Below are 17,819 nucleotides of genomic sequence, written 5' to 3'. Positions count from 1 at the left end.
CCGTCCGCAACGCATTTAGATCACCTGATTATTCACCATCAGGTACACCATGATTAGCAAGAATACAGCCAGAAGTGTACTGAACATACGGATCTTGCTTTGCTCAGGACCCACATCACGTTTGTTTTTCACACCTTCTGCAGCGAGTCGCAACGGTTTACCCATGATTCCTCCAATAGCCGCAATAGCCAAGAGCAGAACAACAACGACAGCCATCCAGACATGAGAATACTCACCTTTGGTCATCAGGTAACCACCAGTAAGAAGTTGGATTACAAGTCCATACTGCGCGACTTTGTTCAAAGAACGAAGTGATGCAAAGGCTCCCTCTTGTGCTGCGGCATTCAAAGTACGGATTTTACCGACCACAAATGGCAGAATCAAATAGAATCCCATCGCCAGTGCTCCAACAATATGGAGCAAATACATAATCATTGTCAAAATTTTCATCCTCCTCAACATTTTCGGTGTGCTATACATCACATCCCATTATACTGGGGAACTTATCCAAAGAAAAGAAAACCTCCGGGTTTACCGGAGGTTTTCTTTTAGCTTCTGTTCAAAAAGTTTTCAAACTTACAGGTTTACTACCGAAATGACGTTGCGAACCGAATCAGCCGATTTATCCAACCCTGCTTTTTCTTCCGCAGTCAGGTCAAGTTCGAATATTTTCTCAATGCCGTTCCCACCCAAAATGGTTGGTACACCGAGGAACAGATCATTATAGCCATATTCACCTTCAAGATAAGCGATCACTGGAATGATACGTTTCTTGTCCTTCAAAATCGCTTCGGTCATCTGAACAAGCGAAGCTGCTGGTGCATAATAGGCACTGCCGTTACCCAGCAAATTCACAATCTCGCCTCCGCCAACACGTGTGCGTTGAACAATGGACTCAATGCGGTCTGCCGGAATCAACGTATCGATCGGAATACCACCTACACTCGAATAACGAACGAGTGGCACCATGTCGTCTCCGTGGCCGCCAAGAACGAATCCACGAACATCTTCAACAGATACATTCAACTCTTGCGCAATGAAGGTACAATAACGTGCTGTATCCAGAACACCTGACTGACCGATAACACGGTTTTTAGGAAAACCAAGGGTCTGATAAGCTGCATAAGTCATCGCATCCACCGGGTTGCTTAGAATAATGACGATGGAATCAGGGCAATATTTTTTCACATTTTCACAAACGGACTTCACGATACCCGCATTCGTATTGACCAGATCGTCGCGGCTCATACCCGGTTTACGGGCGATACCAGCGGTGATGATTACAATCTCAGAACCTGCAGTATCTTCGTAGTTGGAAGTACCGACGATATGACTGTCAAATCCTTGAACAGGACTTGCTTCCATCATATCGAGTGCTTTCCCCTTCGTCGGGTTCTCCAGTTGAGGAATATCAACCAGTACAACATCCCCGAGTTCTTTTTGGGCAAGCATTAATGCGGTCGTAGCACCGGTAAAACCGGCGCCGACTACTGTGATTTTTTTGCGCTGAATAGTCAAGATTCACATCTCCCCTTACAGGTTTTTAATGATTTGATCCGCGAATTCAGAACATTTCACTTCAGTAGCGCCGTCCATCAGACGTGCAAAGTCATACGTTACTGTTTTATTGTTAATGGATGTTTCCATACCTTTGTAGATCAGGTTAGCTGCTTCTTGCCATCCCAAGTGCTCAAGCAACATTACTCCGGACAGAATAACGGAACCAGGGTTCACGACATCTTTGTCCGCGTATTTAGGTGCAGTACCGTGAGTTGCTTCGAAGATAGCATGTCCTGTTACGTAGTTGATGTTCGCTCCAGGAGCGATACCAATTCCGCCAACTTGCGCTGCAAGTGCATCGGACAGATAGTCACCGTTCAGGTTCAATGTTGCGATAACATCAAATTCGCCTGGACGAGTCAATACTTGTTGCAGAGCGATATCGGCAATCGCATCTTTTACGATGATTTTACCAGCATCTTCAGCAGCTTTTTGTGCTGCATTCGCTGCATCTGTACCTTCGTTTTCTTTGATGATGTCGTATTGTGCCCATGTGAATACTTTGTCAGCGAACTCTTCTTCAGCCACTTCATATCCCCAGTTTTTGAAGGCACCTTCTGTGAATTTCATGATATTACCTTTGTGTACCAGTGTAACCGTCTTACGGTTATGGTCAATTGCATACTGCACTGCTGCACGTACCAGACGTTTCGAACCTTCGGAGGAAACTGGTTTGATACCAATACCGGAAGTCTCAGGGAAACGGATTTTGTTAGCACCCATCTCCTGTTGAAGGAACTGGATCACTTTTTTCACTTCTTCAGAACCTTCAGCATACTCGATTCCTGCATAGATATCTTCCGTATTCTCACGGAAAATGACCATGTCTACCAACTCAGGACGTTTAACCGGAGAAGGTACACCGTCGAAATAACGAACAGGACGCAAGCATGTGTACAGGTCAAGCTCTTGACGCAGGGCTACGTTCAGGGAACGGATACCGCCACCGATTGGCGTAGTCAATGGTCCTTTGATCGCTACGATATACTCACGAATGGCTTCCAGTGTATCATTCGGCAACCACTCACCGTATGTATCGAATGCTTTTTGTCCAGCAAACACTTCATACCATGCGATTTTTTTGTTGCCATCATAAGCTTTTTCAACAGCTGCATCCAATACACGTTTGGAAGCTTTCCAGATATCACGGCCTGTACCGTCACCTTCGATAAATGGAATGATTGGATTACTAGGTACTTGAAGTGTACCGTTATCAATTTGGATTTTTTCGCCTTCAGTTGGGTGAGCAAATTTTTCTAATTTCATAGTTAAAATTCCTCCTAGGTTTCGTATATGCAGTATTCATCATACCACTAGTCTTGTTGAGAGAAGGGTCCTGAGAGCTTAAGCCAGTAAAGCCTCTGCTTTCCAACCCTTCACCTCGTCCATATTATTATACTGTTTTTGCGGCTATTAGCGAAGTTCAATAGAAACGTATTTCTGTTCTGTAGGACCAGTGTACTCCGCACGTGGACGAATGATGCGATTGTCCGCAAGCTGTTCCAAAATATGCGCAGTCCATCCAGACACCCGGCTGATGGCAAAGATCGGAGTGAACAATTCCTGTTCGATCTCCAGTTGGGTATATACAGAAGCAGAATAGAAGTCTACGTTAGGCTTCAGTCCTTTTTGTCCTGTTACCAGTTCCTCGATCTTCACAGACATATCATACAAACGCGTATCATTGTTCATCTCGCCAAGTTCCTTGGACATCTTCTGTAGATGTTTGGCGCGTGGATCACCGTTTTTGTACACCCGATGTCCAAAGCCCATGATCTTTTCACGATTATTCAGTTTTTCCTGAATTGCCGCTTCAAGACGATCAGGCGTACCGATCTCATTCAACATTTTCATAACGGCTTCATTAGCACCGCCATGCAGTGGTCCCTTCAGTGCGCCAATGGCGGAAGTTACACCGGAATAGATATCCGACAGCGTAGCAACCGTTACACGGGCTGCAAATGTCGAAGCGTTTAACTCGTGATCCGCATGCAGGACAAGGGCTTGATCCAATGCTTTCACTGCGGTCTCGGATGGTTCTTCACCAGTCATCATATATAAAAAGTTCTCTGCGATGGAAGCGCCTTCTTTTGGTGCCACAGGTTCTTTGCCCTGACGGATACGGGCGATGGCTGCCACAATCGTTGGCAACTGTGCTTGCAACTTAACCGCTTTGTTCTCATTCGCTTCCGTTGTCATCTCATCCGCTTGCTCGTCGTACAGTGCAAGTGCAGAGACAGCGGAACGAAGTGCTGCCATGGTACTGACGTTTTTCGGATACAATTGGATTTGTGCAATCAACTCGCTCGGAATCGGCGCGTAATCGCTCAGGCTTTTACGAAGGGATTTCAGTTCATCCGTTGTTGGCAATTTACCAAACCACAACAAATAGGCAACTTCTTCAAAGCTGGCATGTTCAGCCAAATCGTCGATATCGTAACCACGGTATGTGAGCACACCGTCTACAATAGAACTGATCGAAGAGGTTGTCGCAACGATGCCTTCCAGACCTTTGGTAGCTGTCATATTACATCTCTCCTTTAATAAGCGAAATCAGGAACCATTCCAGAGTGTCATATAAGTGCCAAAATGCACCTATTCTCTTTTTGTAAACATTTTCATTTTAAAATTAACAAATATTTCAAACTACGGTTTTCCTATCTGTCAATCGGTATTTACTTATAACATCATACTGGATTTTGTCGTTTATGTGAACATGATGAGAGTTCATTCGCACATCAAACTTCTTTATCGGTCTGATAAAGCATTTTTGAAAGCCTTTACAAAAACAAGGTTGACATTTAATGTTTTTTAACCAATCCTGTCGTATGAGAACTTTCTATTGCTATATTCTGTAATACTAAGGCATACTCTAGGCAAAAGAAAGAATCCCCGTAGATCTTGTTCAAAAATCCGCTTTTGAACAAGATCTGGTAACATCCCGGCGTTTCAAAACCTTGTAAATGCTCTATATTAATTAAGATAGCCATCTATTTCTAATACTGCTTCATGGATCATACATAGGTCGGCTTAATTGAAATAAGGAGAGTTGATGCTTGGATAGAATAATAATGAAACGCCTGCTCCGTGGCTTATGGGTTATCATTGCGGCCGTTCTGATCGCCGTTGCCATATACTTGCTGTTCCCGCTTTTGTACCCTTTTGCGATTGCTTGGATTATCGCCTATGCCATGAATCCTTTAGTGAAACTGCTTCAGCATCGAGCACGATTCCCGCGCTGGCTGGCTGTGACTCTTTCATTGATCCTTTATTTTGGAGCCATTGCGGTGGTGCTGTCTGCGGCGATTACCCGCATGGTAAAAGAAGTCATTTCACTTACGACAAGCTTTGATCTTCATGTTGATGAGATCAAGGACACGTTTGTGCGCTGGACCCAGAATGACACCATTCAAAGTTTGACTGCGCAGATCAATGAATTTTACAAGGAAAATCCCAACTACCAGGAAACCATCAACAGCAATATTAGTAAAACAACTGAAACGGTGGGTACAGCCGTCACAGATCTGGTCACCGGATTTTTCAACATGATTCTGAGTCTGCTGACTTCCCTGCCGAACATGGGCGCGGTATTAATCGTTGTTCTGTTGTCTACATTCTTCATTAGCAAAAGCTGGACCAGGCACAACATCACCGTATCGGGATGGGTACCCTCTTCCATTCGCAAGCCGATATCCGACATCTGGACCGACCTTAAGAAGGCACTGTTCGGATACGCAAGAGCACAATTGATCATGATCTCGATTACAGCACTATTCGTCATGATTGGACTGCTTATATTGCAAGTCAATTCAGCCTTCACCATCGCTCTGATGATTGGTTTGGTCGATCTGCTTCCTTATCTGGGTGTTGGCCTTATCATGGTGCCTTGGGCAGCGTACCTCTTTATGAATGGGGATCTGTATCTGGGCATTGGGATTAGTATTATCTATTTGATCTTATTGATCGCCCGTCAGATTATTGAACCGAAGGTACTTGCAAGCAGTGTAGGGCTCGACCCACTCGCCACGCTGGTTGGCATGTTTGTGGGTTTGAAGTTGTTCGGTGTTCTGGGCTTGATTATTGGCCCTGTCAGTCTCGTGATTCTCGATGCGTTCAATCGGGCTAACGTATTACGCGACCTCAGAACGTATATCATCAACGGACGTGTCCGATGAGGCATGACCTTATGAGCACCCAGGAAAATAGAAAAAGGCTTCGTTCAACAGAAATCATCTGTTGAGCGGAGCCTTTTCATTATGCAAAACAACTGGTGTTTCATTTCGGACGACGATAAAACGTAATTTTGCCACTTTTCATTTTTTTCTCCAGCCACCCCAGGAAGAACAGACGGTACACCGGACGTGTTAAAGGAAATACCAGTGTAAAGCCGATCAGATCCGTTACAAAACCTGGAATCAAAAGCAAGAAACCACCGACAAAAATAAAAAGACCATCGACCATTTTTCTTCCAGGTACCTTGCCACGCTCCATCTCGGATTTGGCGTCCACAAGTACTTTTCGCCCTTCAAACTGCAACATTGCTATACCAATCAAGGACGTGAGAATCATGAGAAGCAATGTCTTTCCGGCTCCGATCCAGTCACTCATCAGAACAAAACCAAATAATTCAATCACCGGAATGATTAAGAGTAAAGCCCACATCCATTTTCGCATTGACGTATTACCCCTTTCCCGAAAGCCACACCTTTTCAAGCGCGCTGTATAACTCAGAGGCTGCCTTATCCAGCCGAACTGGCTTCCAGTCCCCATTCACCCATACATGCTGGGTAGAACCTGTAACTAGCCGTTCACCGGGGAGTGATTCATCAGTTGACCATACCCGTTCTCCAATCGCCATATGCTCATCAGGTTCTTCAGACATGCGTCTTACGTCATACTCATAATTCAGTCGCAGACCACTAAATGCAGCAATACGGGTGAAAATGATAATCTCATCATCATATCGGGCAGGCTTGTGATACTTCACATCCAGTCCGGTTACGGGAAGCAGTAACCCCTGTTCCTCCATTTTACGATATGTATACCCCATTTGGCGAATCATCTCAGTTCGACCGATTTCAAACCAATTCAAATAGTTCGCGTGGTAGACCACGCCCATCTGGTCACTTTCTTGATAGCGTACACGAAGACGTGCCGCATACCAGTTACCATTGCTCTGTTCTCGCACGTTATCGGCCTCCTTCGTTCTATCATTCATACGTGTTACCTCGTTGTAAAGTGTCAATAAGATGGAAAAAAAGCAACGGGACAATAAAGCCCCATTGCTTCTTTCCTGTTGCTTCTCCATCCAAGACGCTATTAAGCGTTGTTTGGAATTTGGCTTACTTTAATCAGGTTGGTAGAACCGGAACGACCCAAAGGTACACCTGCTGTGATCACAACCAGGTCTCCTTCTTTAACAAGTCCGGATTTTACGCCGCCTTCAATTGCATTCTCGAACAAAGCATCCGTGGAATCAACCAGTCTTCCTTTGACAGGAGTTACACCCCAAGCCAGAGCCAAACGACGGGAAGTTCTGTCTTCCGTTGTCACAGCGATGATTGGAGATTCTGGACGATACTTGGAAATCATGCGTGCAGTATGTCCTGATTCAGTCGAAGTAATGATCGCTTTTGCGTTCAAATCTTGAGCTTGAAGAGCAACCGATTGGCTGATTGCTTCTGTAACTGTTGTTTGTTGAGCAACACGTTGTTTCAGGTACAACTCTTGGTATGGCAGAGCAGATTCTGCTTTTTCAGCAATACGGGACATGGTCAGAACAGATTCAACTGGGTATTTACCCGCAGCTGTCTCACCGGACAACATGATTGCGTCCGTACCGTCGAAGATCGCATTCGCCACGTCACTTGCTTCCGCACGTGTTGGACGCGGGTTACGCTGCATGGAATCCAGCATTTGTGTAGCTGTGATAACCGGTTTACCTGCAACGTTACATTTTTGGATCATGCGTTTTTGTACCAATGGTACTTCTTCCGCAGGAATCTCAACACCCAGGTCTCCACGAGCAACCATCAGGCCGTCAGACACTTCAAGGATTTCGTCGAGGTTATCGACACCTTGTTGGTTTTCGATTTTGGAGATGATTTGGATATGTCCAGCATTGTGTTTTTCAAGCAATTCACGAATCTCAAGTACGTCACTTGCTTTACGTACAAAAGAAGCCGCGATGAAATCGACACCTTGTTCGATACCAAATACGATATCGTTAGCGTCTTTTTCGGTGATACCCGGTAGAGAAATGGCAACGCCCGGAACGTTAACACCTTTTTTGCTTTTGATCGATCCGCCGTTAACGATACGGCATTTGATCTCGGTGCCTTGCACTTCCACCACAGTCAGTCCGATCAGACCGTCGTCGATCAGAATTGTAGATCCCGGTTCAACATCATTCGGAAGATCTGTATACGTAATGGAAAGACGTTCTTTGGTTCCCAGAATTTCTTCTGTTGTCAAAGTGATGTACTCGTCTTGAACCAATTCGATCGGTTCAACTTCGAGTTTACCTGTCCGAATTTCCGGTCCTTTGGTGTCCAGCAGGATCGCTACTGTTTTGTTCAATTCTTCGCATGCTTGGCGAATCGCAATGATCCGTCCGCCGTGCTCATCGAAATCACCGTGGGAGAAGTTCAGACGGGCCACATTCATACCGGCCATAATCAATTTTTTGGTGTTCTCCAGAGATTCACTGGATGGACCGATGGTACATACAATTTTCGTTTTACGCATTTTGGGTTTCCTCCGATTTTAAAGGTATTACTCTTTATCTATTTTTCTTTTTCCAACTATTAAATTTACTATACTTTTGCTCATTTGTATAGGAAATTCGTCACATTATTCAGCATTTCCCGACAAATTACTCGCAACATCGACTTTTACAAGCTCTTGAGGGGCTTCAATGGATGCTTGAGGTTCAAACGTGACCGATCCAATTTTACGGAATTTCTCATAACGATCCTGTTTCAGTTGATCCCCGCTCCAACCCTTCATATCGTCGAGATGACGGACCAACGCTTCACTGATGAAAGCAGCAGACGCTTCATAATCCCGATGAGCACCGCCGCGTGGCTCAGGGACAATCTCTTCAATGACTTCCATCTCCAGCAGGTCTTTGGCTGTTATTTTCATTGCTTCAGCCGCCTGATCTGCCTTGGATGCATCCTTCCAGAGAATCGAAGCAGCGCCGTTCGGAGAGATTGCAGAATAGATCGCATGTTCCAGCATCAACACACGATTACCCACAGCCATAGCGAGGGCACCGCCGCTTCCACCTTCGCCGATGACCACAACAATAACAGGAACCGATAGCTTCGCCATTTCCATCAGGTTGCGAGCAATCGCTTCCGATTGACCTCTCTCTTCTGCAGTATTACCCGGATACGCCCCTTTAGTATCAATAAACGTAATAATAGGACGGCCAAATTTGTTCGCTTGTTTCATCAGACGCAGTCCTTTTCGGAAACCTTCTGGATGAGCGCTACCGAAAAAGCGGGCGATATTATCCTTCGTGTCTTTCCCCCGCTGTTGTCCGATTACCGTTACTGTCTTTCCATTCAACTTGGCAAGTCCGCCAACAACCGCAAGATCGTCTCCGAACATGCGATCACCGTGCAACTCAATGAAGTCCGTAAATATCAGTTGGATCAGGTCCAGCGCCGTTGGGCGCTGCTGATGACGGGCCAGATGCATCTTCTGAGCTGCTGTTATGCCAGTGTAGATCTCTTCTTCAAGTCTATGGTAACGTTCTTCCAGGCGGGCAATCTCGTCCGTGAAGTCGATCCCTTTTTCCTGTCCAAACTGTACGAGTTCATCAATCTTTTTGCGCATCTCAACCAGAGGCGCTTCATATGGCAACTCACCCGCCATTTAGACCCCTCCTTTTTCACTATGCATATCCAGAAGCTTGCCAAGAGTGGCCCGAAGCTCTTTCCGGTGCACAACCATGTCCAACTGACCATGTTGCATATTAAATTCAGCCGTCTGGAAATCATCAGGTAACTTCTGACGGATCGTCTGTTCGATAACGATTCTGCCGGCAAAACCAAATACAGCGCCAGGTTCGGCAATGTTAATATCGCCCAAGCTCGCAAAACTTGCCGAGACTCCACCTGTCGTTGGGTCCGTAATGACCGAAATGTACAGCCCGCCCTGTTCATCCAAACGGGATAAAGCTGCGCTTGTTTTAGCCATTTGCATGAGGCTAAGAATACTCTCTTGCATCCGGGCACCACCTGATGTTGAGAAAATAATCAATGGTAACCGTTTCTCTGTGGCATGCTCAATGGCACGGGTAATTTTCTCCCCTACAACAGAACCCATGCTGCCTGTGAAGAAATCAAAGCTCATGACAGCAACAACTACAGGCAGGCCATCAATGGTTCCTTCCCCTGTAATTACCGCTTCCTTCAGGCCCGATTTCAGACGCTGTTGTTCCAATTTGTTGCTATATCCAGGAAAGCCAAGTGGATCAACCGATATCATATCAGCATCAAACTCAACAAATCCTTGATCATCAAGTACCATAGCAATGCGCTCCATAGCTTTAAGACGCATATGGTAACCGCAGGCAGGACATACTTTCAGATTTTTCTCCAATTCCTTGCTATATTGAATGGTGCCGCATTTGCTGCACTTGTTCATAAGCCCTTCAGGTATTTCACGTTTTGGGCGTTCTAGGACTTCCTGGCCTTCGCCGGGAAGTGCACGCTCGGAAGGTATGGTAGCGTACTTCCGTTTCTTCTGGAATATATCTTTGAACACAACTACACCTCTCCAGCCGTTGATTTGATGGCCGCAACCTGCAGAGCGCTACTTGTGGCAGCTTCATCCGCGTGTTACGGTAAACCGCTTACGACCCACACGCTGCCATGGGCCTTGTCCAGCATTCACAACAAAAAAATCCGCCGGTACAGGGCAAGGATCACCGGCTTCTGTCAGCACGATTGATGTTACCTGCAAAAACCGAAAGATTGTTGCGCCGATGTTTGAATCTATCTTGGTAGGGTCTCCGGGAGCAACCAGGTCGGTCCTTGTCCTAACAAAAAAAGAAGGAAGGACAGCAGCATACAATACATGCAAGTCGATTCCTCTCTCCGCTTACGCGATTAGTCCCTTATGTACCGATGGTACTTCTTCATCTGCCAAGGCACGTTGATGTCGAACAAATCAGGAATGCAGAATGGAATTCAACACTTCCTGGACCTCTTCCAATTCCCCAGAAGGGACGCGAATCTCAAATTGCTGCTTGGATAAACTGATGGGACGGGTCTGTACCAGAAAACCTTCTTCCGAAAGCTTGGTCTTGATCTTGTCCGCAACCTTTGCTGTCGGTGCAATGTAAATCACCGTCCACATGCCTTGTCCGCCCCCTAAGCTAATGTTCAGAGCCCGTATATTGGACTAATGATAACATACCTCACTTTTTTTCTGCAAGAAAGGGTTCGGGACCTTTGGGGAGAATTTGGGATCATGAGGGACATTAGTCCCCCACGAATAACTCATATGGTTGACGAAATCTTCTTGTTCATACCTCTTCCATAAGCAGCCGCAAGCTTATCAGGGCAGCGTCAGCCGCCCTTGAAGACCTTCATATGAGCCATTAGATTGACCATAACAGACAAGCATGGAAATACAGGGGGTTAAAGGTCTGAGGGGTATTTTTTGGCTTTAATATTTTTGTGTGCAATCCGGGCAGAAGCCGCAGCAGCCACCCCTGCGACCAGATCATCCAAAAAGACATGAATGGCTGTTGTGTGTTCGTTCAAATCATGAATTACACCTATTTTTTCTTTATCCAGGTAACCAAAGCTGGTTAAACCAATCATACCATACACATGAGTAATGCCGAGGGCCAGAGTCTCGTCCACTCCATACAGGGATTCATCCGCTTCCATAATAGCCTGTAACGGTTGGGGCAAGAGTTTTTTCTCCGCAAGTTCGTCGAGAGCAATACCCGTATAGAGCGTATATTGCACCTCTCGTTTCTGCAGAACGGATTTCACGCTGGTTACACAGTCGTCCAAGGTCAGTTCGGGGTGGTACCCTTTTTGCAGACGGTATACAATTGCTGCGATTGCATCAATCCGTACACCCCGCCGGGCCAGCATGGCTTCTACGATTTCATATGACATATCTCGACCTCCCGCATCAATCCCCCGAGGACCACGAGGTCCTTCGGTGTTCTCAAGTGTATGCAGCAACCTGTTAAAATGTTCATAAAATGTGCGGATGGTTAAGACCAGTCGCAGCCTAAACCTGTTTCAGGATTGTACATTCCGCTCTGGTCTGTAGCTGGCCTATAACAAGTCTGCAATTTGTTTGTTTAAACCCTGTCGTCAGGGAACCGAGCTCGCACCAAAATAATCAAAAAAAACCTGTTCAGCATTGAGCCAAACAGGTTTCATACTATGGATAAGTGCTATCACTTACGGGACAGCCTCTTATTTAATTTTGACCGTGCCTTCACCCAGCATTTTCTCCATCTCGGAGAACAAGGTTGGTGATGGCTTAATCCGGTAGGCATCACTCAGCGCAAGCAGCTTCTGCTGTTGCTCATAGAAGAGCACTGTCGCCACAGGTCCGGGATGCTCCTGAAGCAACTGCTTCAGACGTGCCAGAAGCTCAGGCTTCTCCGCATGCGGGGCAATCTTCACGAACACCCGCTGCTCCACAGCCCGCGGTTCACGGCTCTGCTCCGGGCTGCCTGCCGCCTCAGCGGCACCGCCAGGCCGGGAAGCCGCCGCCGTGGCTGCGCCCATACCCGCCGCATCGCTGCGCGTCGTTGCCGAGCCTTGGCTCCCGTTGCTACGCACAGCGGAAGCATCCCCGCCTGCGCTGCTGCGCTGCGCTTCGGCTCCTGCGCCCGCTGGTCGCCGCGGCGAAGCAGCCTGCGCCGGGCGCGAAGAGCTGCCGCTGCCGGGCTTGACGCGCCGGTCACGGCTGCGCAGCTGCTGCTCCAGTGCCGCCGGTGACAACGGCACCACTTCCTCAGCCAGCAGCTTAAACCCTTCGTCCTGCTGCTGCACTTTGGCACGCACGACGAGCAGTTCACCTTTCCCGACATGTTGCTGGCTACGCCGCCATACCTCGGGAAAGAGAACCACTTCACAGCGTTCAATCTGGTCTTCCAGCTCCATGAACGCCATAGCCTTGCCCTGTTTCGTCGTGATCGACTTCACAGACACAACCATACCCGCGGCGACGGTCATCGTGTCGTCTGCCGCCTCGGTCAGCTCCATGATCCGGTCAGCCCCACTCGATTCCAGCACATCTTCATAGTCATCCAGAGGATGCCCAGAGAGATACAAACCTAACAACTCTCGCTCTAGCTCCAGTTGCTGCCCTGAGGAATAAGGAGGAATTTCCGGATATTCAATCTCCCAGTTTGGCGTCTCAACAAAGTCGAACAATTGAATCTGCAGATCCTCACGTTCCTTGCGCCATTTCAACGCTGCTTCAACAGTCTCATCCAGCATCGCCAGCAATTGGGCACGGTGCCCAGGTAATGAGTCAAAAGCTCCGGCCTGGATCAGCGATTCAATCACACGTTTGTTGCATACACGCAAATCCACACGACGACAAAAATCGAGCAAACTGTCGAACGGTCTCTCCTGCCTTACGATCATAATGCTTTCCATTGCCTGGGTACCGACATTTTTCACAGCGGCCAGACCAAATCGTATTGCACCCGTTAATTTTTCCTCATCCGAATTATCATTAGACACTGCAACGTTCTTCTCCACAGAGGACAGCTCCTCTTGTTCCGCGCGCGAAGAAGACGCCTCTTGTCCTTCGTCATTACCATTATCCATTGAAGAAACCGTCACCAATCCCGGTTCCTTCCGGTTGTCGGATGCCTCAGGCATGGTTGTCGCTGCCTGCCACTCATATCCACCACCGTCCTCTTCCGGTCCAGGACCGGGATCATCCGGTAGAGGTGCTTCACCATATTCGGTTTGTCCCGAATGCCCATCATGCTCATGAACGCGATCTTCCCTGAAGGAACTCCCGTTACCATTCGTGGCATGTTCTTCGGCAGGGCTTCCGGGGTTACTCTCTGCATCTGCTCCCGCAGTCTGCTGTGATGCATTGCTCTGATCCCCGGCTCCTGCGCTGCCGGACGGCACAAATACAGGTGTAAACAGAATACCGCTCTCATTCACATCCGGCGGAAGCACCTCCATGTCCATACGCCGACATTCCACCACGTACTCTGCCACTTTCCGATGACTGCCCATTACGGCTGTTAACATGGATGCCATAAAATGAACCGGATAATGCGCCTTCAGATAAGCCGTCTGGAACGCAAGCACACCATATGCCGCGGCATGAGCACGCGGGAAGCCATAGTTTGCAAACTTGACGATCATATCATAGACCAGGTCTGCCTCTTCTTCGCTATACCCTTGTTTCAGGCTGCCTTGTACAAAGTGTCCACGCTCCAGATCCAGCACTTCCCGTTTCTTCTTGGAGACCGCTCTGCGGAGCAAATCTGCCTCACCCAGCGAGAAACCCGCCATCCGGGAGGCTATCTGCATGATCTGTTCCTGATACACGATGATCCCGTACGTATCTTTCAGGATAGGCTCCAGATCCACATGGGGGTAATCCACTTCAATCTGTCCATGCTTGCCCTGAATGTATTTGGATATGAACTCCATCGGACCCGGACGGTACAAGGCAAGTACAGAGATTACATCTTCAAAACTACTTGGCTTCATCTCTTTCAGCACACGGCGTACCCCGGCAGATTCCAGTTGGAATATGCCCATCGTGTCCCCTCGCCCAAGCATCTCGTACGTTAACGGATCATCATCGGGGATAAGGCGGAAATCCGGAATTTCTCCATGTTCCCCAATCCAGCGTACACACCGCTCAATGATTGAGAGGGTACGCAAACCAAGAAAGTCCATCTTAAGCAGCCCAATAGACTCCAGGTTTTCCATGGAATACTGGGTTAACGCTGTCCCTTCACTGCCCTCCTGAAGTGGCACCGCATCGGTCAGCGGGTCACGGGAGATAACCACTCCCGCAGCATGGGTCGAAGCATGACGTGGCATGCCCTCGACCTTCATCGCCATATCCAGCAGCTCACGTGTCTTAGGCTTGGTTTCATACAGCGCCTTCAGCTCAGGTGTAGCTTCCATAGCCCGCTCGATGTTAATACCAAGTTGCGCCGGAATCAGCTTTGCAGCCTTGTCCACTTCGCCATAAGGCACATTCAGGGCCCGCCCAACATCACGTACGGCTGCACGGGCAGCCATCGTTCCAAACGTAATAATCTGGGCGACATGGGCTTTGCCATATTTATGCGCGACATAATCAATGACCTCATCCCGCCGCTCATCGCTGAAGTCAATATCAATATCCGGCATGGAGATCCGCTCGGGATTCAGGAATCGTTCGAAGAGCAGATTGTATTTCATCGGGTCAACATCGGTAATATGCAAAGTGTATGCTACCAGACTACCTGCCGAGGAGCCCCGGCCTGGTCCAGTAACAATGCCTTGTTTATGCGCATAGGCGATAAAATCCCAAACAATCAGGAAATAATCCGAGAATCCCATGCTGTCGATTATACCCAGCTCATACGCCAATCGTTGTTCGAGTTCGGATCGAAGCTCTGCATCTGTCCAACGTGTGGACTGCGCATAACGCTCCTTCATTCCTTCTTCGCACAGCTGACGCAGATACACCGAAGGGCTGAGTCCATCAGGAAGCGGTCTGTATTCCGGCAAAATCGATTTGCCGAATTCCAGCTTCAACTCACAGGAATCCGCAATGCGGACGGTGTTTGCCAGAGCTTCCGGTACATGAGGAAACAAACGAGCCATCTCTTCTTCACTTTTCAGATAGAGCTGATTGGTTCCAATTCGGAGCCGATTCTCATCATCCACGGTCTTGCCTGTTCCGATACAGATCAGTACATCCTGAAGCTCCGCGTCCTCTTCGGACAGATAATGTGCATCATTGGTGGCTACAAGCGGAATCTCCAGCTCGGCAGCCAGTTTGATCAACTGCGGATTCACCCTTTTTTGCTCCGACAGCCCGTGATCCTGAAGTTCCAGATAGAAGTCGTCACCAAAGATATTTTTGTAGCGTAACGCCGCACGTCTCGCCTCTTCTTCTCGTCCATGCAGTAAATGTTGTGGTACTTCACCACCAAGACACGCACTTAGACAGATAATGCCCTCGTGATGGGCAGCCAGACTTTCCATATCTACACGGGGTTTGTAATGAAAACCTTCGAGATGTCCAATCGAGCACAATTTCATCAGATTTCGGTAACCCGTCATATTTTTGGCTAGCAAAATCAAATGATGAATCGGTTGATCCTTGCGGCTTCCCCGCTCTTTGCGGGACCCTGCTGTCATGTATGCCTCGCACCCTATAATCGGCTTGATACCTCGTTCAACGCAGGCTTTATAAAAAGGAATTGCACCATACATCACGCCATGGTCGGTCAGCGCAAGTGTCGTCATTCCGAGATCTGCAGCCTTATTCACGAGATCCGGAATACGCGCAGCGCCGTCCAGCAAACTGTATTCGCTGTGAACGTGCAAATGCACAAAAGAACTCATGTTTTTTTCTTCCTTTCGCCGCAGATAGTCGCAGCATCGATCTTCTGATCCGTCTGCTACCCTATCTATCTCATATATATGAATTAAATAAATAAAAAAATGGAATCACCTATTAAAATTCGTGACAACCTCTTAAAAGGAGACTTTATTATTCTATTTTATCATAACGTTCGGGGGCACGCCCATACAATAGAAGTACAAGCCGCTCCCCCTGTGACAGACCGAAGACAGGAGGTGTGCTGCTAGGTCTGAAAGGGGTGTTGCCAGTGAGCACATTTTTGTCCAAAGCCATTCTTGATTTCTTTATTGCGTTTGGAATCGTGCTGGGCGGCGCGATGATCGGAGGTATTGGAGCAGTGATCTCTCTTCAGCCTCCGACACAGACGATGCTCGATATTTCTGGAAAAATAAAGATATGGGCACTCGCAGCCGCTGTCGGCGGCACAATAGATCCCATGCGTGTCATCGAGAGCAATTTCCTGGATGGTAACCTGTCTCCGGCGGTCAAACAAATCCTGTATCTGATCTCTGCTTTTATGGGCGCGCATATGGGAACCGAATTAGTGAAATGGGTGTGCGGCGGAGGCCGTAGCTAATATGAGACAGGAACAGCGTTCATGAGAGTTCCGCCATTTTCTCGTTACCGCCCGCTGATGCGAATGACCGCTGTGTTTGTTCTAGGAATGATCGCTGGATGTGTCGTCTACAACGGTGTATTTCACCTGAGTTACAATGCGTTGTGGCTGAACAATCAGGAGCTGCAGCTTCAGCTGCATCAGAATGAGGAGGATATCAAAACGCTGAAAAAATACAGTAAACGCCAAACCGTTATCAAGGAAATCAAGGTCCGTGCAGAAGAATCGGATAAGGGCCCAGACGAGGCTTCTCTGAAAGTGATGTTACAGAAGCTCGGAGACGAACTTGAGGTACTTCGGGGCAGAGATGTATTCAACATCGATGAGTATAGCAAAATGACGCGAATCATGCTGAATCAGAAAGTGTACTCGGTCAGGGAAAAGGAGTACACCGTTCAGGTCAAAACGATGCTGGTTATGGAAGGCGTACTGCAAGTTTGGGTACAGATTCGCATGCACGTTCCTGCGTAACAGCAAAAAACTGCCCTTGTCTGCATCTCTCCATGGTACAATAAGGGCAGTAAATGCTTTCCAGAAAAGGAGCTGCGTCTTTGTGTTCATTGATGTACTCAAATATGCTCTAATCGCCATCTTTGCTGTTGCCATGGTTTTTGCAGCGTTGAACAGTATTCGTTCACACAGAAGTTCGGATGCTACCAGCGCCGGTCTGTACCGTTCGTGGACAAATATCTGGATGGGTGGCATGCTTGTTGTTCTTGCCCTGATCCTGATGTTTGTCTTCACGGGCTCCACTTTATCTGTGATTGTGGAAGCGCTATTTCTGATTATGGGTGCGTATAATGTATTTGCCGGAATACGTAACCGCAGTTATTATGCGCGGCTTCAACAAAGGTCCAGTAATGGATCAGGTAAAACCTCCGGACAATCTGCATGATTCGTTGAAGCTATATCATTGTGTCTGCAAAAAGAGAGTACTTCCCCTTCATTAAGCGAAGCCAGAACCGCGCGACAGCGCAACCCGGCAGAGCTTCTTGATCAGGGAGTACTCTCTTTGTTGTCTATGCCC

The 17,819-nt window shown here is 47.7% G+C and carries 16 protein-coding genes; 4 read left to right on the top strand and 12 right to left on the bottom strand.

What is annotated here, in order from left to right; translation table 11 throughout:
• Positions 1 to 15 precede the first annotated feature (15 nt).
• The 4 genes from MKY01_RS09915 to citZ form a co-directional block, all read right to left on the bottom strand.
• Entirely contained in the window at positions 16 to 435 is a 420-nt protein-coding gene (locus MKY01_RS09915; RefSeq protein WP_036610969.1) for a hypothetical protein, read from the bottom strand.
• Positions 436 to 576: 141 nt separating this feature from the next.
• Positions 577 to 1,518 carry a malate dehydrogenase gene (gene mdh / locus MKY01_RS09910; protein WP_036609827.1) on the bottom strand — a complete coding sequence of 314 codons (942 nt, stop codon included), beginning with the start codon at positions 1,516 to 1,518 and terminating at the stop codon, positions 577 to 579.
• A gap of 15 nt (positions 1,519 to 1,533) precedes the next feature.
• Complete coding sequence (icd, locus tag MKY01_RS09905; protein WP_036609828.1) at positions 1,534 to 2,826, bottom strand: NADP-dependent isocitrate dehydrogenase; 1,293 nt, start codon at positions 2,824 to 2,826, stop codon at positions 1,534 to 1,536.
• A gap of 147 nt (positions 2,827 to 2,973) precedes the next feature.
• Positions 2,974 to 4,086, bottom strand: a complete 1,113-nt coding sequence (gene citZ / locus MKY01_RS09900; protein WP_017689488.1) for a citrate synthase — start codon at positions 4,084 to 4,086, stop codon at positions 2,974 to 2,976.
• 530 nt (positions 4,087 to 4,616) lie between these two features.
• On the opposite strand from citZ, the gene ytvI reads away from it, so the two are divergent.
• Positions 4,617 to 5,735: a sporulation integral membrane protein YtvI gene (gene ytvI, locus MKY01_RS09895; RefSeq protein ID WP_036609832.1), complete on the top strand. Its 1,119-nt coding sequence runs from the start codon at positions 4,617 to 4,619 to the stop codon at positions 5,733 to 5,735.
• 100 nt (positions 5,736 to 5,835) lie between these two features.
• Here the strand turns inward: ytvI and MKY01_RS09890 are convergent, their stop codons facing one another.
• The 8 genes from MKY01_RS09890 to MKY01_RS09855 form a co-directional block, all read right to left on the bottom strand.
• Positions 5,836 to 6,234, bottom strand: coding sequence for an FxsA family protein (locus tag MKY01_RS09890; RefSeq protein WP_036669966.1), 399 nt, complete (start codon positions 6,232 to 6,234; stop codon positions 5,836 to 5,838).
• 7 nt (positions 6,235 to 6,241) lie between these two features.
• Positions 6,242 to 6,778 (bottom strand): thioesterase family protein, encoded by a 537-nt coding sequence (locus MKY01_RS09885; protein WP_047842320.1) that lies wholly within the window; start codon positions 6,776 to 6,778, stop codon positions 6,242 to 6,244.
• 101 nt (positions 6,779 to 6,879) lie between these two features.
• Complete coding sequence (gene pyk / locus MKY01_RS09880) at positions 6,880 to 8,307, bottom strand: pyruvate kinase (RefSeq protein ID WP_017689492.1); 1,428 nt, start codon at positions 8,305 to 8,307, stop codon at positions 6,880 to 6,882.
• A 105-nt stretch (positions 8,308 to 8,412) separates the two neighbouring features.
• A complete protein-coding gene (locus MKY01_RS09875; RefSeq protein ID WP_036609840.1) occupies positions 8,413 to 9,444 on the bottom strand; it encodes an acetyl-CoA carboxylase carboxyltransferase subunit alpha in 1,032 nt (343 codons plus the stop codon).
• Entirely contained in the window at positions 9,445 to 10,338 is an 894-nt protein-coding gene (gene accD, locus MKY01_RS09870; RefSeq protein WP_282322068.1) for an acetyl-CoA carboxylase, carboxyltransferase subunit beta, read from the bottom strand.
• A 405-nt stretch (positions 10,339 to 10,743) separates the two neighbouring features.
• A complete protein-coding gene (locus MKY01_RS09865) occupies positions 10,744 to 10,932 on the bottom strand; it encodes a hypothetical protein (RefSeq protein WP_017689496.1) in 189 nt (62 codons plus the stop codon).
• Positions 10,933 to 11,216: 284 nt separating this feature from the next.
• Positions 11,217 to 11,708 carry a phosphatidylglycerophosphatase A gene (locus MKY01_RS09860; protein ID WP_036609851.1) on the bottom strand — a complete coding sequence of 164 codons (492 nt, stop codon included), beginning with the start codon at positions 11,706 to 11,708 and terminating at the stop codon, positions 11,217 to 11,219.
• A 309-nt stretch (positions 11,709 to 12,017) separates the two neighbouring features.
• The gene (locus MKY01_RS09855; RefSeq protein ID WP_339286368.1) at positions 12,018 to 16,157 is read right to left on the bottom strand and encodes a DNA polymerase III subunit alpha; all 4,140 of its coding nucleotides are present in this window, start codon (positions 16,155 to 16,157) and stop codon (positions 12,018 to 12,020) included.
• 266 nt (positions 16,158 to 16,423) lie between these two features.
• Between MKY01_RS09855 and MKY01_RS09850 the strand changes: the two genes are divergently transcribed.
• The 3 genes from MKY01_RS09850 to MKY01_RS09840 all read left to right on the top strand — a co-directional run bounded on the left by MKY01_RS09850 (position 16,424) and on the right by MKY01_RS09840 (position 17,687).
• Positions 16,424 to 16,753: a YtrH family sporulation protein gene (locus MKY01_RS09850; RefSeq protein WP_026081169.1), complete on the top strand. Its 330-nt coding sequence runs from the start codon at positions 16,424 to 16,426 to the stop codon at positions 16,751 to 16,753.
• A gap of 21 nt (positions 16,754 to 16,774) precedes the next feature.
• A complete protein-coding gene (locus tag MKY01_RS09845; protein WP_036609856.1) occupies positions 16,775 to 17,263 on the top strand; it encodes a hypothetical protein in 489 nt (162 codons plus the stop codon).
• An 82-nt stretch (positions 17,264 to 17,345) separates the two neighbouring features.
• A complete protein-coding gene (locus tag MKY01_RS09840; protein WP_036609858.1) occupies positions 17,346 to 17,687 on the top strand; it encodes a YtpI family protein in 342 nt (113 codons plus the stop codon).
• The last annotated feature ends 132 nt before the right edge of the window (positions 17,688 to 17,819 follow it).

It is taken from the genome of Paenibacillus sp. FSL R5-0486 (assembly GCF_037975155.1).
GTDB lineage: Bacteria > Bacillota > Bacilli > Paenibacillales > Paenibacillaceae > Paenibacillus > Paenibacillus amylolyticus.
Note: the sequence above shows the minus strand (reverse complement) of the source record. Positions and strands in the feature narration are given on the sequence as shown.

Coding starts and splice junctions, on each gene's coding strand:
- MKY01_RS09885 (WP_047842320.1), bottom strand. CDS start 6,778: ATGAATGATAGAACGAAGGAGGCCGATAACGTGCGAGAACAGAGCAAT.
- MKY01_RS09915 (WP_036610969.1), bottom strand. CDS start 435: ATGATTATGTATTTGCTCCATATTGTTGGAGCACTGGCGATGGGATTC.
- MKY01_RS09875 (WP_036609840.1), bottom strand. CDS start 9,444: ATGGCGGGTGAGTTGCCATATGAAGCGCCTCTGGTTGAGATGCGCAAA.
- MKY01_RS09860 (WP_036609851.1), bottom strand. CDS start 11,708: ATGTCATATGAAATCGTAGAAGCCATGCTGGCCCGGCGGGGTGTACGG.
- MKY01_RS09865 (WP_017689496.1), bottom strand. CDS start 10,932: ATGTGGACGGTGATTTACATTGCACCGACAGCAAAGGTTGCGGACAAG.
- MKY01_RS09855 (WP_339286368.1), bottom strand. CDS start 16,157: ATGAGTTCTTTTGTGCATTTGCACGTTCACAGCGAATACAGTTTGCTG.
- MKY01_RS09845 (WP_036609856.1), top strand. CDS start 16,775: ATGAGAGTTCCGCCATTTTCTCGTTACCGCCCGCTGATGCGAATGACC.
- pyk (WP_017689492.1), bottom strand. CDS start 8,307: ATGCGTAAAACGAAAATTGTATGTACCATCGGTCCATCCAGTGAATCT.
- citZ (WP_017689488.1), bottom strand. CDS start 4,086: ATGACAGCTACCAAAGGTCTGGAAGGCATCGTTGCGACAACCTCTTCG.
- MKY01_RS09890 (WP_036669966.1), bottom strand. CDS start 6,234: ATGCGAAAATGGATGTGGGCTTTACTCTTAATCATTCCGGTGATTGAA.
- icd (WP_036609828.1), bottom strand. CDS start 2,826: ATGAAATTAGAAAAATTTGCTCACCCAACTGAAGGCGAAAAAATCCAA.